Here is a 15,263-nt window from a genome sequence, read left to right on the forward strand (position 1 = left end):
CTAGGACAATGATCTTAAAAAAGGAGAAACCGGCCGGCACCAGAAATTCGCACCAGAACTAGGCATTACGAAGCGACCGGGGTGCCCGCAAAGTGGTGTGACCACAAGGAAAGGCCGGCAGCTTTCGCCGCCGGCCTTCAAGCCGCAGGCATCGCTATATTCGCATCGCGCCACGCGGCTCCTCGGCCTCCTCCGTGCCGAAGCGCACATCCTTCTTCTCGTAACCGAGGCCCGTAAGCACTGCCACGACGACAGCGACGATCACGGCCACTATGACCAACGCATAGGCGTAGTCACCGTTCCAATGGGCGGCGAGGTCAGCCTGCATCGTTGCATTGCCTGAGGCCAGCAGATTGCCGAGCTGGTAGGCGAAGCCGGGGAATGTGCCGCGCACCTCGTCAGGCGAAAGTTCGTTCAGATGCACGGGCACGATGCCCCAGGCGCCCTGCACGAAAAACTGCATCAGGAAGGCGCCGATCGCGAGCAGCACCGGCCCCGGCGCATAGGCCCAGAGGGGTGCGACAGGCACGGCGATCAGTGCGGCGATGACGATCGCCCGCTTGCGGCCGATGCGCTGCGACAGCGCTCCGAAGAACAGCCCGCCGACGATCGCGCCGATATTGTAGACGATGGCGATCGCGCCGACCGTATAGCTCGAATAGTTGCGCTGGCTTTCGAGGAAGGTCGGGTAGATATCCTGCGTGCCGTGGCTGAAGAAGTTGAAAGCGGTCATCAAGAGCACCGCCCATATGAAGAGCGGAATGTTTTCGCGCAGCACGGTGAGGAACGAACGGCGTCCCTGCTGCTGGCGTTTCAGGAAGGCCGGGCTCTCCTGCACATTGCGGCGGATATAGAGCACGAGCAGCGCCGGAGCCACGCCGACGAAGAACATGCCGCGCCATCCGATGACAGGAAAGAGCAGGAAGAACAGCAGCGAGGCGATCAGATAGCCGGAGGGATAACCCGCCTGCAGGATGCCCGAAACGATGCCGCGGCTTTCCTCCGGCACCGTCTCCATGACGAGCGAGGCGCCGACACCCCACTCCCCACCCATGGCGATGCCGTAAAGCGCGCGCAGTACCAGGAACATGGTGAGCCCGGTCGACAAACCGGTGAGGAAGTCGAAGAGTGAATAGAGCAGCACATCCACCATCAGCGTGATGCGCCGCCCGTAACGGTCTGCCGCAAGCCCGAAGATCAGGGCACCGAGCGCCCGCATGGCAAGCGTCAGGAAAATCGCCACGGACACCGCGGGAACGTCGGTATGGAACTCCTCGGCGATATATTTGAGAACGAAAACGAGAATGAAGAAATCGAAGGCGTCGAGCGTCCAGCCGAGATAGCTGGCGACGACAGTGTTGCGCTGCTGCGGCGTGAGCGCACGCAGGCTTGCCAATGCGGACATATGTGTTTCCTCCGTCCGAAAGCGGCGGCGAGGCGGGCAATTCCGGATGCCGTCGGAAGGGGTGGTAAGGGTGGGCACGCTGCCGGGAGACAGCCAGGCGGAAACGTCAGGATTGCTGACCGGGTTCCATCACATCGACGCGATTGGGGGATTTTAAAGAACGCATGGCAGGAACGAATTGTCTGCCTTATCGATTCACCGACAGACCAAATTCAATTCTCAAAAGGTCCCTTGGGGGCAACACCAGTCTTCGGATTGTAGTCGAAGACCTCTAGAGCTGTGCCTTCGGTAGTCCCAAACGTCTTGTTTGCGTATTCTGGATCTTTGAAGCGCCGCTCCAGCCGGATGAACCGTTTGCCCTTTGACGAAAACCAGACCTTCATGTCGGCGACATTCCCGTTTTGTTGCCATATGCCGGTGTACTGTCGGACTTTCCTTCCACCTTCCTCGCGTTCGCCAACGAAGCTGCATGATTGGAACTTTGGACCGTATTCGTCCTTCGGCGACCAATTCTCGCGCGAAATGCGTGTCCATTCCGACTTCTGAAGTGGTCTGTAGTAAACAGTCTTCTGATCTACACGCATTTCCGCATATTGCTTGCCAGCACCGTCCCTGCGAACGTCGTAGAGCTTTTCACTATAGAACCAACTCGATCGTGTCGCTGCATAGGCATAATTTACGTCGGCGCAGGATGGATCTTCGCTTCTGAGCCTCGTGCCAAGCATATAGGCTGCGTTTACACGTGTGCGATCGTAGTCGAAGACCCCCAAAACCGTTCCTGATGTCGTTCCGAATTTGAACGCACTTGGATGCATCGATCGCCGCTCCACCCGAACAAACCACTTCTCGGCCACCGATATCCAGATATTGGCATAAGCAGAGTATGGAAACTGATGCCATGTGGCCGTGAAGCGCCTGATCCTATTATCTTGCTCACCCTCCTCACCAACCAGCACGCAGGTTCTGAACTTCGGACCAAAACGGTCAAGAATGGACCAGCCTGCCCGATCACCCTCACTCCATGTCAGGTCACCAACCGTCTTATAGAACGCAGTGTCTTGATCGACATACTGGTCCGCGAAATGCTCTGGAGGAGCGTCCGGCAATACGTCGTAGAATTTCTCGCCGTAAATCGGCCTCGATCGCGTGACGACAAAAGCGTAGTTTACTTCGGCACAGGACGGATCTTCCTTAATCTCCTGCCCGAAGGCTTGGACGGCGATTAAGACCATCACCAGCCCGCACCCAGCAGCAAATATCCGCAAGTCCCGTCCCTCCCGATAACGCCAAAATCGACCGCGACTTCATACGACCTGTTCGAGCACCCAGGCAATATGCAACGGTTGGTCAAATTCAACCAAGGGAGATGATAGGGCTGATCACCTTACGAGCGGTGAAAGCCTCCCTCGCCGCCCATCAGCCTCAGCCACGGCCCGACATGGAACAGGCTCATCAGTCCATACATGGCCGCCATGCCGCTGAAGGCCGATGCGCCATGCATCGGCATCCCGCCCATCGAGCAGATCATATCCGCCGCCGGGTCGCTTGCCGAGAGCGCGGCCATCACGGCAAAGGTGGGTGCTGCGGCAAGCGATAGCCCGCGCGCGAGACCGGGCAGAAGCGGGCCGGCGCTATTGCCGGCCCCCATCTTCGAAGGCGTGCTCATTGCTCTGCCCCGTACCGGTCGTGGTGACGCCACCATACGCCCGTTTCGTTGCGACCCAGCGGTGCGCGGTCGAGCAGCTGGTACATGCCCCAGATCCCGTCCAGCCCGCGGGCATAGGAGGAGTAGCTGTGGTAGATTTCTCCGTCCTGCAGGACGAAGGCGCTGAGGCCAGGGCGGTCGCGGGTGTAGGTGGAGATATCGGTGCCCGTCGTTGCGGCCATCTGCGCCACCGGACCTTCGCCGCCGCGCAGCTCCCATTGCTGTACCCTCTTGCCGGCCTGCGCATCCGGCATCGGCGGTTCGCGCCGGTAGTTATAGTCGATGCTGCCGTCGCGCTGTTCCTGCAGCGTGAACACCACATTGAAATCATGGTTGAAATCGCTGCCGGCCGACGACGCCCAGTCGAAGGTCCAGCCCATGCGGCGCTTGTATTCCAAAAGCTTGGCCAGTGGCGCGCGGGAGATGGCGGTAAAGGCGACATCGTGGTTTTCCAGATGCACGGTGACGCCGTTGAAGCCATCGGCGATCGCCGAGCAGGATGGGCAGCCGGCCGTATAGTCCGGCCCGAACATGAAGTGATAGACGAGCAGCTGCGAGCGGCCCTTGAAGAGTGCCGACAGCGGGACGATGCCGGCTTCGGTCTCGAACCGGTAGTCCTTGTCGATCTTCACCCAGGGCAGCTCCTGGCGACGCTCGGCCAGTGCATCGCTGCGGCGCGTCAGATCCTTTTCCTCGTCCAAGAGCGCCAGCCGCGCCTGCAGCCATTCCGCCCGTGTTCCGGTTTTGTGCATCATCATTGGTCTTCTCCTCATTTGCATTGAAGGGTCTAAGCCGGCGGGCCGTTGCCTGCCGATGGGGAATAAACTAGGTCTGAATGCCCGAGGGGTGGGAGTTACAAGTGTGACGGGATTCCGATGGACTCGCTGATAACAGCTGCTGCACAGGCGCTGGCCGTGGGCGATGCGCTGGGCGCGATGAAGCGCGTGGCGCTGCGCGACGACCCGCCGGCTCTCGCCCTTCGCGGCATCGCCATGGCCCAGCTCGGCGATCTCATCCGCGCCAAGGCACTGCTGAAGAGCGCTGCTCATGCCTTCGGCCCGCGCGAGGCTGTGGCCCGCGCCCGCTGCATTGTGGCCGAGGCCGAGATTGCCCTCGTCTCGCGCGATCTCACCTGGCCGGAAAAGGCGCTGGAAGGCGCGCGCCTGACGCTCGAAAGGCGCGGCGACCGCGTCAACGCCGCCCATGCCCGCAACCTTCAGATCCGCCGCCTGCTCCTGATCGGCCATCTCGATGCCGCCGAAAAGCTGCTCGCCGATCTCGACCCCTCGCCGCTGCCGCCGGCCGCCCGCGCCGGCCATGAACTTGCTGTCGCCGGTGTCGCAATCCGCCGGCTGCGCACGGAGCCGGCGCGCCAGGCACTGGCTAGGGCAGCGGAGGCGGCGCTCGAGGCCAATATTCCGGCGCTCGCGGTCGAGGTGCGCGATGCGGCAAAGGTTCTGAAAGCGCCCGCCGCCCGGCTGATCGATGGCGGCACGCAACGCCTGCTGCAGCTTCAGGAGGTTGAGGCGCTGCTTGCCTCCGATACGCTGGTCATCGATGCCTGCCGCAACGTGGCGCGCGTGGGCAGCGAGATCGTGCCACTCGCAAGCCGCCCGGTGCTGTTTGCGCTCGCCCGCACGCTCGCCGAGGCTGCACCATCAGATGTAATTCGTTCGATCCTGCTTGCCCGCGCCTTCCGCGCCCGCCATGCCGATGAATCCCACCGGGCGCGGCTACGTGTCGAAATCGGCCGGTTGCGCGCAGCACTTGCCAATATTGCGGAGGTCAAGGCGACGACCCACGGCTTTGCGCTGATGCCGCATGATGGGCGCGCCGTCGTAGTGCTCGCCCCGCCGGTCGAGGAGGAGCATGCCTTCCTGCTGGCACTTCTCGCCGATGGTGAATCCTGGTCCAGCACGGCGCTCGCAATCGCCCTGAGTCTGAGCCCGCGTACGGTGCAGCGGGCGCTCGACGCGCTGGAAGCGGCCGGCAAGGTACAGTTTTTCGGCAATGGACGAGCGCGCCGCTGGATGATGCCGCCGGTCGTCGGCTTCCCGACAACATTGTTACTCCCGGGTCCGCTACCGAGCGATTAGAAATAAACGGCAGCAAAGTGCGGAGCGGTTCTGCGTCCGGTATTGCGAAAAAAGAAGGAGGATGGAGCACCATGAAGACATCACAGGCAGAAATCGTCAGGGAATACGGCCCCTTCGAGGGCACGCGCAATATAGGTGGCGTCACCTATGATGGCCGCCGGGTCTGGTTTGCCGCCGGCGAAAACCTGCGGGCTTTGGACCCCGAAACCGGGACCGAGCTCAAGACCATCGATGTCGCCGCCCATGCCGGCACCGCTTTCGACGGGCGTTTTATCTTCCAGATCGCCGAGGACAAAATCCGCAAGATCGATCCCGAAACCGGCACCGTGGTCGCCACCATACCCGCCCCCGGCAAGGGCGCCGATTCCGGCATGGCCTGGTGCGAGGGCAGTCTTTGGGTCGGCCAGTACCGCGAAAACTGCATTCACCAGATCGACCCTGAGACGGGGACGATCCTGCGCACGATCGAATCCAAACGCCATGTGACGGGCGTGACCTGGGTCGATGGCGAGCTCTGGCATGCCACCTGGCAGGACGACAAGAGCGACATCAGGCGCATCGACCCTGACTCCGGCGAGGTGCTGGAACGGCTCGATATGCCCGAGGGCACCGGCGTTTCCGGGCTCGAGGCCGATGGCGCGGACCTGTTCTATGCTGGTGGCGGCGGCAGCGGCAAGGTACGGGCGGTCCGCCGGCCGCGATAAGGTTGGGCCGGGCTGGGATGTCCATGGTGCAGCACAATTGCTGGGGCTGCCGATCCGCTCGCCCTGCTTACTTACCCTTCTTGCGCAGCGCCTCGATCAGCACATGCGCTGCCGGACCTGACGATGCCGGGTTCTGCCCGGTGATCAACTGCCCGTCTGTGACGGTATAGACACCCCAATCCTTGACCTTGGAAAAGATCGCCCCGAGGCTCAGCAATTCGTCTTCCACCAGGAAAGGCACCACCTTCGTCAGCCCGACTGCTTCCTCTTCGCCATTGGTGAAGCCGGTCACCTTCCGTCCGGCGACGAAGGGCGTGCCGTCGGCGTTCTTGACCCGATGCAACACGCCCGGCGCATGGCAGACGAGCGCGATGGTCTTGCCGGCCGCGATGAAGGACTCGATCAGCTTGATGGAGTTGGGGTCTTCGGCCAGATCCCACATCGGGCCATGCCCGCCGGGATAGAAAACCGTGTCGTAGTCAGCCTGGTTGACGCTATCCAGCCGCACCGTATTCGCAAGCCGCGCCTTGGCGGCCTCGTCGGCATTGAAGCGTCGCGTGAGGTCGGTCTGAAACATCGGCTCGTCGCTCTTGGGGTCGAGCGGCGGCTGGCCGCCCTTGGGCGAAGCGAGCGTCATCTCCGCACCCGCATCCTTGAACGTATAGTAAGGAGCGGCGAGCTCTTCCAGCCAGAAACCCGTCTTCTTGCCGGTATTGCCGAGCTGGTCATGTGAAGTCAGTACGAGCAGAACTTTCATAGTACCTATCCTTCCGTGATTGGCTTGGGGCTGCATTGATCACGACTGAAACCTGGGAGCCGCTGTCATGCGGGCGACAGCATCGGCGATTGGCGATGGCTTTAAGATTTTCGATACAGGGACGAAGTAGCGGAGAAGAATAAAGAGGGAAGACCACGCCAGAGGCAAGTAGTGCTCGCGAAGCCCCGGAGAAACGGAAACTTAACCATACAAAGACAGCTCCGGAACCGTCTTCCATGGCGGGAAGTTTCCCTGCTGCAATCGATGAAGTGAGAGTGACATGGTTCAGTCGTTTCAGGAGCGTTATATCACGCGCGAAGAGCATCAGCGGATCGTCGATTATTACCGGAAGCTGGTGGCGCGGCTCTATGGCAATGTGCGGGATTTGAGGGCGCAGGCCGATGCGCCGGTGAAGAAAGCTCCGCAGGCCGCCGAACGGCCGGGCGGGATGCCGCAGGAAAAAGACCTTGGGCCGAATGTCGTCCACCTTGGCTTTTACCGCGACCGGCGGAAATCCGGTGCCTGATAATCCGGTGCGCGTCTCTACGGTCGGCGCCATCTCGGATGAATCGCAGCCAACGTCAGCCTACCCCGGCACCCTGCCCCGGCAGGCCCAGGCAACAGAGGCAAACGACCGCGGCCCGTCTGGCTCTCCGGCCTCATAGGCACCCCGCACCGCGGTATCGACCCTCGCACGCGTATACGCATCCAGTCCCGCCACATACTTGCCGAGAGGGCCTTCGCCTGATGCAATCGGGTCCCAGTAGTCGGCAAACGAACCGTAATCCATGCGGATCGTGAGCGAGGTCTCCTCCACATCGGCAAGGCCGTTGCTGACAAAGCTCGCCTTCATTTCCCCCGGCCGCGTCATCGGCTGGAAAGAATAGCGATGGCGCATCGCTCGCGAATTCGCGTCGATCATGGCAACCGTATCCCACATCATGCGCATGCCGGACATGCCGCCATAATGATCCCAGACGGCGGCGGCAACGACACCGCCCGGGCGCACGACGCGCCGCATCTCGGCCACCGCCCTTCCGGCCTCCGGCACGAAATGCAGCACGAGCATCGAGATCGCCCGGTCGAAGCTGTTATCCTCGAATGGCAGCGCGCAGGCATCCGCTTCTCGAATGCTGATACGGGGATCGGTACTGCGCCGGTTTGCCGCCTCCACGAAGACGGGCGAAAAATCGATGGCCGAGATCGCCTTCAGACCGGGATTTTCCGCCAGCGTGAAGGTGAGGCTTCCCGTGCCGCAGCCGACATCGAGAATGCTTTCCCCATCCTCAAACCCGGCAAAATCGATGAGCCCGGGCGCGAGCCTTCTGCTCCAGCGCCCCATCAGTTGCTCGTAACCATCGGCACTTTCGACATTGAAACTCGACGGCATCGCAGTCTCCCCCCAAAAAAGAGGCAAGCAAGCGGGACAATGTCCGCACCAACATTAGAACTGCGCGAGCCACGCCGCAAGCAAATCGGCTCTCTATGTTTCACGCAACTTTGGCCGCAAGACCGCGGCACAGTTTTCTAGACATCAGCAGACTTCGGTTTGCGCCACATGATCGAGATGCGGCATACTATTTCACGCTGGCGAGCAGGCGTCCGAATGCGGCGTCGAAATCCTCCAGGCTGAAATTCTGCGGGTCGTCATGCCCGTCGCTCAAGCCCTGATCAATTGCCGCATGAAATGCTGGAACCAGGCCAGTGTGGGCACGCACGCTCGCCATGAGGTAAAGGAGCGCGAGGCGGTCATACTGGGCTGGCGAGAAACCGGGCATTGGCGCATTACCGTCGGGCTGGCTCGGGTGCTTCCGGCGCGGCTGGACGTTCTCGATGTGAAGGAACATGCCACGCGCCAGGGTTCCGATCTGCAGTTCCAGCTTGGTTGCGCGCCAGGGCACGCCAAAATCATGGCCGACATAAATCTCGCCCCGGCGGTTGAGAAATATATGCGCCTTGGCGTTCGACGCGCTCTTGAAGCCGTCGAGCCGATTGACCTGGTTGCTTGTATCGATGTCGGCGGGAAACTGCGCCACGTTCCCGAAATTCGGCGAACTCGTGTCGTGAATGACGAAATAACGCGCCTCCGGCGCATGCGGATTGTTCGAGTTGCCACGGGATACCGGGGCGTCAAGACTGCCTCCGAGCGCGGCTTCGGTCAGCCCGGTGGCAGAGATTGCCTGCTGCAGCTTGGGCCTGGAGATCTCCACCGGTTTGCCGATGAAGCCTGCGAGATTGGACGGCAGCTGCGCGGGCGTGGCGTCCACATTTCCCAGTATTTTCACCTTGCGCAGCAGACAGGACGCCTGTTCGCCGGGAGTTCCCGCAAAGGCCATGGTCTCTGTGTTGAACTTGCATTTTCCAAAGGTCGCCGCACTCGTCTGGCTGGCCGCGCCGGCAACTATCAGAATGCCTAGGGTCAAAAGGTAACGCATCGCAAACTCCTCTCCTGCTTGCGTGGAAACATCACGGGCACATTGCGCCGCCCGTCAGGTTGAGCTTCTCCTTCGCAAAGGCACACAATTTCGAGATGGCGTTCTCCGGCTTCAGATCGGAGCTCCGGCTGTCTGGGTAGACGATGAAAATCACATCGTGGCCGAGCCCGAAATTCTTGTAGGGATAAACGTGTCCCAGCCCGACGCAGGCCGTTCCATCGCTGTTCCACTTCTTGCAGCGACTTTCGCCGATTGCCTCGAAGACCCTGCTCGATCCCTCGCCGAGCCGCATGAAAGGACCGCCATCCGCGATCAGAACCGGCGTCCATCGGTCCTTGTAGACGACGACGCCCATATCACCTAGCCGCAGCCCGGTCTTGTCCGCGAACATGCGGCCCATTTCGCCGCTCTTGCTGCCGGTTATCTTGGAAAGGCCGGCCGTCGGCATCACGATGAAAGGAATGCGGTCAGGATCGATTTGCGCGGACTGCGCGGAAGAATTAGGTGAACCTGGCCACTTATAGGACGTCTCCTTCAGATCGGTAGCGCCAGGCAGACCGTTCCATGCCGCCCAGGATCCATCGACATCGAGCGCCATCTTGCTGCGCCAGTAGATCGCGCCGTCCTTGAGGCGCAGCAGCGCCTTCACATTGCTGGGGTCGCGACTGCACAGATAGTACTGTTTCGATTCTGCGACACCAGGAAGCCTCAGGTTAAAACCGAGAAACTTGTCCTTCCTGCTCTGTCCGGCCGCGCCGTCGCAACCGACAAATTCTCCCCGGTAGGACTCGTCGAGCGGCGTCGAAGCGGAGAATTCGACGGCTTTGAGGAGGTCGGCGGAGCTCGCCGGCGGTTCCGCAGCGTGAGCGTGAATAGCGAGCATTGCAATGCCAAGCGTCACTAAAACGCGAGATAGTTGAAGCATGTAGAGAGACATGGTCTGCGGCTCCTCCTGCTCGCTCCTGTGCAACGTGTGCGACCCAAGTGACTATTCCATTTAATCGTAGATTGTGCAATATTAACGACAATAAAAACGCCAATGTCTCCGCAGGTTGAAAGTATTTCCTATAAAGATTTCGCACGGACGGTGAAAATGCAGCGGCTGCTTCTTATGACTTTGAGAAACGTTGGGCTTGCCATTCTGGTCGCCGCGTGTGTCACGCGCATCACGCAGGCGGCAGAGATAGATCCAGCGGCGCTGATAGCTGAAGCGAAACATCGCTTCGAGACGCGGATTAGTGGCGGCCAGTATATGAGGTCATCGTGCTCGCCGACGGCGGCTGACGACTGGCCAGGCGTCGAACTCCTGCGCTGCACATACAGGGAACTGAACACCGAGGCGACGGTGACGCTCGCCTTGCCGAGCGCCGCACAGCTGGCACGCTGGACAGTCTCCGCCTGTCGCGATGCTGGGGCAACCGACATGAGGGCCTGCGCGCGCCACATCGAGAAGCGCATCTGGTCGGCTTCGAATGCCCAGTTTCCGGTACGCGGCTATGTGATCGAACCGCATTCGGTACTCGGGGGCGCGTCGAACGAAGCCTACTGTTTTCTGTTCCGCGACGGCGTGACGGTAAGGACGGCGGCGGTCACGTCACGCGTGCCGCAAGGCGGCAAATGCGCGCCGCAAAGTGCGGAAAATGATCCGATCACGCGCGCCTTCACCTATGCGCGGATTGCGTCGACCACCCGGGCAGAGTTGGCGCTCGCGCCCGGCGCCCCAAGCGAGGCTGACTTGGCGGGCAAGGCTTTCCCCGATGCTGTGCGCAAGGAATTCGTCGCCGCATGGGCTTCCGATCGCAACCGCCTGATTTCCGGCGCTGCAATTGCAGACAAAGCGAAGGGGGAATTCAACTGACCGTATCTCGTGGTTTTCTGTCTAGTTCAACGAGGCGATGGCAGCATTGAGCGCCGTGGCATAGGCGACCCAAACGCCGTAGGGCATGAACAGGACCGATGATAGCCGATCGCGTTTCCACGACAGCGCGATGAAGGCAAGGATCAACAGGAGCAGCGGGATGATGATCATCAACCCCAGGTTCGGGGATTTTAGGCCGAAGAAAGCCGGCGACCAGGCGAAATTCAACACGAGCTGGGCGATCCAGGTGGTCATGATGGGTGAACGCCTGCTGCGCGCATAGGTCCGCGCGCCTGCAATACCAACAAGGATGTAAAGGACGGTCCAGGCCGGGCCGAACAGCCAGTTCGGCGGCGTAAACCAGGGCTTGGCGAGCGACTGGTACCATTCATCCGGCAGATTGATGAGACCGATGAGAAGCCCGCCGCCGAGCGTGAGCAGAATGAAAACGAGATAATGATCAAACCGGTGCAACGGAACCCCCGCGTAAGTGACGATTGAAGTGGCGTCCGCGGGCGCGCCGTCAAGAGCGGCCTCTTCCCGGCTCGATCAGGCGTCTCGCCAGTAGCGTTTCGGCGCACGGCCGAAGACGCGCTTGAAGGCATTGCCGAAGGCGCTTTCGGAGGAATAGCCGAGGCTGGCGGCAAGGCCTGCCACCGTCGCCTCCTTGCGGCGCAGCGCCTCGCGGGCGCGATGCATGCGCCAGCGGGTGACGTAATCGAGCGGCGCAACGCCGACCAGATCGCGGAACCGCTGCGCAAAGGCGGAGCGCGACATGCCGGTGCGGCTTGCGAGCTCACCCACCGTCCAGCGATAGCCAGGCTCGTTGTGGATCAGGCTGATCGCCTTGCCAATGCCGGGATTGCCGAGCGCGCCGATCCAGCCGGCATTGTCTGCGCCGGCACGGGCGACATGGGCGCGCAGCGCCTGCACGAGCAGGATATCGCCCATCCGCCGTGTCATAAGCGTCGAGCCCATTTCGCCGGCTCCGAGTTCGTCGTTAAGGGTCGCAAGTGTAGCGTGCAGAACGGCAGCAGCGCGGTCGCTTGCCGGTATATGGATGAAGGGCGGCAGCGCATCGAGCAGAAGTTGCGCATTGCCGCCGGATATGACGAGACTGCCACCGATCAGCACCGTCTCGTCGCCGCCATGCCGGGCAATATTGGAATGGTCCCAATCGAAGAAGGCGATACCGTCTTCCGGCTCGCTCGCCAGATCATTGGCGATCACATAGGCGGGCGCATTGGCAAGCAGGAACGTATCGCCCGCTTCAAGCGTAAAGGGCGGCTCGCCCGGCAGGATGATCCAGCAGCCGCCTCTGATGACCGCGACGAATTTCAGCGCCGGCTTCGGCGGAAAGCGGAAGGCCCATTGCCCGCCCACCTCGAAACGCGTGCAGCGGGCGCTCTCGATATCAACAAGCGAAAACACATCGGACAGGGGATCGATCATGAATTCCGGACGATCTCGACGAAATGACAGAGCATAGAGCATAGATTCTCCAGCCAACCGCTGCAATCCTTGAGGTCACCATCAAGGAGAGAGACGATGTCACCGATCAAGGACAAGGTCATTGCCATTACCGGCGCCAGCAGCGGCATCGGCGAAGCGACCGCCCTCATCCTAGCCGAGCGCGGCGCCAGGATCACGCTCGGCGCCCGGCGCAGCGAGAAGTTGGAGGCGTTGGCTCAGCGCATCACCAAGGCCGGCGGCGAGGCCATCTACCGCGTCACCGACGTCAAGAAGCGCGCGGATCTCGAAGCGCTCGTGGCGCTTGCCTGCGACACCTATGGAAAACTCGATGTGCTGATCAACAATGCCGGCATCGGACCGATTTCGCCGATGGATGAATTGCGCGTCGAGGATTGGGAGGAGATGATCGACGTCAATATCAAGGGGCCGCTCTATGGCATTGCCGCCGCCCTGCCCGTCTTCCGCCGCCAGGGTTTCGGCCATGTCGTCAACACGCTCTCGACCGCCGGCATCACCATCAAGCCGACCATGGCCGTCTATGCCGGCACCAAGAATGCCATGCGCACCATTGCCGAGGGCCTGCGGCAGGAGGCCGGCCCGCATCTGCGCGTCACCAATGTATCGCCGGGCATCATCAGAACCAATTTCGCCGACTCCATGACCAGCCCGGCCGTGAAAGCCGGCATCACGAAAAGCATGGAGGAAATGGCGATCACGCCGGATGCAATCGGCCGCGCCATCGCCTTTGCGATCGAACAGCCTGACGATGTCGATGTCAGCGATATCGTCATCCGGCCGACCGCGCAGGCGTGAACACGGCATGAAGCGGACCAGCCGATCGCCGGTCCGCTTTGCCCAATGCGGCCGTTCATCAGGCCTTGTCGAGAACACTCCAGTCAAAACCCTTTGCCCAGTCGGCATAGCTGTGCCAGGCGACATCGGGGAAATCGCGGCGCAGGGCGGCGATATCGGCGGAATAGCCGGTACGGTCGAACCATTCGAACATCAGCGCCGCATCCTCGCTCTGCTGGCGCATGGCCGCAATCGGCAACTCCTGGAAACGGATCGGCCGGCCGAGCGCCTCGGTGAGAATCTTCGCCTGCTCCTCGCCCGAGAGTTCGTCGCCGGCAATATCGAAACGCTTGCCGAAGACTTGCTCGCGCCGTTCCGCAAGGGCGGCGACGAAATGGCCGATATCGTCGATGGCGATCTGCTGCAGCTTGCGGGCCGGCGGCAGGGCCGCGGCATAGACGCCCTGTTTCAGGCCGCCGATCGCCCAGGGAGCCACGGTATTTTCCATGAAGGCGACGGGCGCGCTGATCGTATAGGGAATGCCGAGCCCGCCGATATGCTGTTCGACCAGATACTTGCTGTCGAAATGCGGAATGCCCGTCTTCCTGTCAGCATCTCCGACCGAGCCGTAGATGAGATGGCCGATACCGGCCTCTCTCGCCGCATCGGCAGCCGCAATGCCCTGGCGGGTTTCCGCCTCGACGCCGGCCTCATAGCTGTTGCCCATCAGGTACATCGTATCGACGCCCCTGGCAGCCTTGACGATCGACGCCTTGTCGTCGAGATCGCCTACGACAACCTCGATGCCGGATACGGCAAGCCGCTTGGCGCTGTCGCCGTCCGGCCGGCGCGTCAGCCCCTTGACGTGATGGCCGCGTGCGGCGAGCGCGCGGGCGACGGCGCCGCCCTGCTGGCCGGTTGCGCCCGATACGAGAATGCTTCTGCTGTTGCTCATGTCTCTGCTCCTTCTTTTGCCGATGGCAGTTGCTGATGGAGCAGATTTAGGATTGCTGCATTGGTTCATAATGGCCTAAAAATGCCAAACATCGTCCCATTGAGAGCAACAATGATCGATCTCAACGATATCGTGATCTTCTCCCGCGTCATCGAAACCGGCAGCTTCACCGCAGCCGCGCGGCTGCTCGGCATGCCCAAGACGACGGTCAGCCGCCGGGTTGCGGCCCTCGAGCGCGACCTCGGCGTGCGCCTCCTGCAGCGCACGACCCGCAGCCTCGGCATGACCGAGGCCGGGCGGCTCTATTATGAGGAGGCAAGCGAGGCACTCAGGAAGATCGAAGGCGCCAATAGCAGGCTTGCCGAAGCGCAGGCCGAGCCCTCTGGCACGATCCGCATATCAGCTCCCGTCGGCTTCAGCGGCCATTTCCTGCAGGAGGCGACTTTCGAATTCATGGCGACCTATCCGAAGGCCAAGGTCGAGCTGCGGCTGACCGACGAGCGGCTGAACCTCGTCGACAACGGCATAGACCTCGCCTTCCGCACCGGATCGCTGGAGGATTCCACCCTGATCGCCCGCAAGCTCGGCCCGACCTATCGCCTGCTCTGCGCCAGCCCCGCCTATCTTGCCCGCGCAGGCCGACCCTCCACGCCTGATGATCTCGCAAACCATGACTGCGTCATCGCCGGACCATCGGCCGCCCATGCGCAATGGGTGCTGGAAGGCTTGGCTGGACCGGAAACGGTCTCAGTATCAGGACGCTTCGCCGCCAATGAAATGCAGGCAGTGATGGAGGCGGCCATTGCCGGCTATGGCGTCGCGCAGCTGCCTTATGGCGTCGCCTTCGCCTGTATCGCAGACGGGCGGCTGCAGCGCGTGCTCGACGACTACACGACGGCATCGGGCGGCCTGTACGTCGTTTATCCCAGCAGCAAGCACCTCTCGCCGCTGGTGCGCGCCTTCATCGCGCTCGCGGAAAAGCGGCTGCATGCGGCCGATGCGCGAAACGTCCTACCAGATAGCGCATAGGGGGAGCGCGCTTCAGCCTGAATGGTTGCCAAAGCCGCCCGATAGGCAGAAGCT

At 61.7% G+C, this 15,263-nt stretch carries 17 protein-coding genes; 6 read left to right on the top strand and 11 right to left on the bottom strand.

What is annotated here, in order from left to right:
* Positions 1-154: 154 nt before the first annotated feature.
* The 4 genes from AB8B33_RS10345 to AB8B33_RS10360 form a co-directional block, all read right to left on the bottom strand.
* A complete protein-coding gene (locus AB8B33_RS10345; RefSeq protein WP_439015285.1) occupies positions 155-1,405 on the bottom strand; it encodes an MFS transporter in 1,251 nt (416 codons plus the stop codon).
* Between the two features lie 212 nt (positions 1,406-1,617).
* Positions 1,618-2,670, bottom strand: a complete 1,053-nt coding sequence (locus tag AB8B33_RS10350) for a hypothetical protein (RefSeq protein WP_439015286.1) — start codon at positions 2,668-2,670, stop codon at positions 1,618-1,620.
* Positions 2,671-2,789: 119 nt separating this feature from the next.
* On the bottom strand, positions 2,790-3,071 hold the full coding sequence (locus AB8B33_RS10355; RefSeq protein ID WP_439015288.1) for a hypothetical protein: 282 nt from the start codon (positions 3,069-3,071) through the stop codon (positions 2,790-2,792).
* The gene (locus AB8B33_RS10360; protein WP_439015290.1) at positions 3,068-3,868 is read right to left on the bottom strand and encodes a DUF899 domain-containing protein; all 801 of its coding nucleotides are present in this window, start codon (positions 3,866-3,868) and stop codon (positions 3,068-3,070) included. Before AB8B33_RS10360 ends, AB8B33_RS10355 begins: the two co-directional genes overlap by 4 nt.
* Before the next feature lie 117 nt (positions 3,869-3,985).
* On the opposite strand from AB8B33_RS10360, the gene AB8B33_RS10365 reads away from it, so the two are divergent.
* Entirely contained in the window at positions 3,986-5,206 is a 1,221-nt protein-coding gene (locus AB8B33_RS10365; protein WP_439015292.1) for a helix-turn-helix domain-containing protein, read from the top strand.
* A 71-nt stretch (positions 5,207-5,277) separates the two neighbouring features.
* Entirely contained in the window at positions 5,278-5,910 is a 633-nt protein-coding gene (locus AB8B33_RS10370) for a Vgb family protein (RefSeq protein ID WP_439015294.1), read from the top strand.
* 67 nt (positions 5,911-5,977) lie between these two features.
* Here the strand turns inward: AB8B33_RS10370 and AB8B33_RS10375 are convergent, their stop codons facing one another.
* Positions 5,978-6,667, bottom strand: a complete 690-nt coding sequence (locus tag AB8B33_RS10375; protein ID WP_439015295.1) for a type 1 glutamine amidotransferase domain-containing protein — start codon at positions 6,665-6,667, stop codon at positions 5,978-5,980.
* Positions 6,668-6,947: 280 nt separating this feature from the next.
* Between AB8B33_RS10375 and AB8B33_RS10380 the strand changes: the two genes are divergently transcribed.
* On the top strand, positions 6,948-7,193 hold the full coding sequence (locus AB8B33_RS10380; RefSeq protein ID WP_439015296.1) for a hypothetical protein: 246 nt from the start codon (positions 6,948-6,950) through the stop codon (positions 7,191-7,193).
* A 60-nt stretch (positions 7,194-7,253) separates the two neighbouring features.
* Here the strand turns inward: AB8B33_RS10380 and AB8B33_RS10385 are convergent, their stop codons facing one another.
* The 3 genes from AB8B33_RS10385 to AB8B33_RS10395 all read right to left on the bottom strand — a co-directional run bounded on the left by AB8B33_RS10385 (position 7,254) and on the right by AB8B33_RS10395 (position 10,039).
* Positions 7,254-8,057 carry a class I SAM-dependent methyltransferase gene (locus AB8B33_RS10385; RefSeq protein WP_439015297.1) on the bottom strand — a complete coding sequence of 268 codons (804 nt, stop codon included), beginning with the start codon at positions 8,055-8,057 and terminating at the stop codon, positions 7,254-7,256.
* A gap of 187 nt (positions 8,058-8,244) precedes the next feature.
* Complete coding sequence (locus AB8B33_RS10390; RefSeq protein ID WP_162748044.1) at positions 8,245-9,003, bottom strand: N-acetylmuramoyl-L-alanine amidase; 759 nt, start codon at positions 9,001-9,003, stop codon at positions 8,245-8,247.
* A 130-nt stretch (positions 9,004-9,133) separates the two neighbouring features.
* A complete protein-coding gene (locus AB8B33_RS10395; protein ID WP_439015298.1) occupies positions 9,134-10,039 on the bottom strand; it encodes a hypothetical protein in 906 nt (301 codons plus the stop codon).
* Positions 10,040-10,213: 174 nt separating this feature from the next.
* Between AB8B33_RS10395 and AB8B33_RS10400 the strand changes: the two genes are divergently transcribed.
* Positions 10,214-10,960 (top strand): hypothetical protein, encoded by a 747-nt coding sequence (locus AB8B33_RS10400; protein ID WP_439015299.1) that lies wholly within the window; start codon positions 10,214-10,216, stop codon positions 10,958-10,960.
* 21 nt (positions 10,961-10,981) lie between these two features.
* On the opposite strand, the gene AB8B33_RS10405 is transcribed toward AB8B33_RS10400, so the two are convergent.
* Positions 10,982-11,434: a TspO/MBR family protein gene (locus AB8B33_RS10405; RefSeq protein WP_439015300.1), complete on the bottom strand. Its 453-nt coding sequence runs from the start codon at positions 11,432-11,434 to the stop codon at positions 10,982-10,984.
* 75 nt (positions 11,435-11,509) lie between these two features.
* Entirely contained in the window at positions 11,510-12,412 is a 903-nt protein-coding gene (locus tag AB8B33_RS10410) for an AraC family transcriptional regulator (RefSeq protein ID WP_439017225.1), read from the bottom strand.
* Between the two features lie 96 nt (positions 12,413-12,508).
* Between AB8B33_RS10410 and AB8B33_RS10415 the strand changes: the two genes are divergently transcribed.
* Positions 12,509-13,246, top strand: coding sequence for an SDR family oxidoreductase (locus AB8B33_RS10415; protein WP_439015301.1), 738 nt, complete (start codon positions 12,509-12,511; stop codon positions 13,244-13,246).
* 58 nt (positions 13,247-13,304) lie between these two features.
* Here the strand turns inward: AB8B33_RS10415 and AB8B33_RS10420 are convergent, their stop codons facing one another.
* Positions 13,305-14,180 (bottom strand): NmrA/HSCARG family protein, encoded by an 876-nt coding sequence (locus AB8B33_RS10420; protein ID WP_439015302.1) that lies wholly within the window; start codon positions 14,178-14,180, stop codon positions 13,305-13,307.
* A gap of 111 nt (positions 14,181-14,291) precedes the next feature.
* On the opposite strand from AB8B33_RS10420, the gene AB8B33_RS10425 reads away from it, so the two are divergent.
* Positions 14,292-15,209, top strand: coding sequence for a LysR substrate-binding domain-containing protein (locus AB8B33_RS10425; protein WP_439015303.1), 918 nt, complete (start codon positions 14,292-14,294; stop codon positions 15,207-15,209).
* Positions 15,210-15,263: the final 54 nt, after the last annotated feature.

The organism is Rhizobium sp. 768_B6_N1_8 (assembly GCF_051811225.1).
Taxonomy (GTDB): domain Bacteria; phylum Pseudomonadota; class Alphaproteobacteria; order Rhizobiales; family Rhizobiaceae; genus Rhizobium.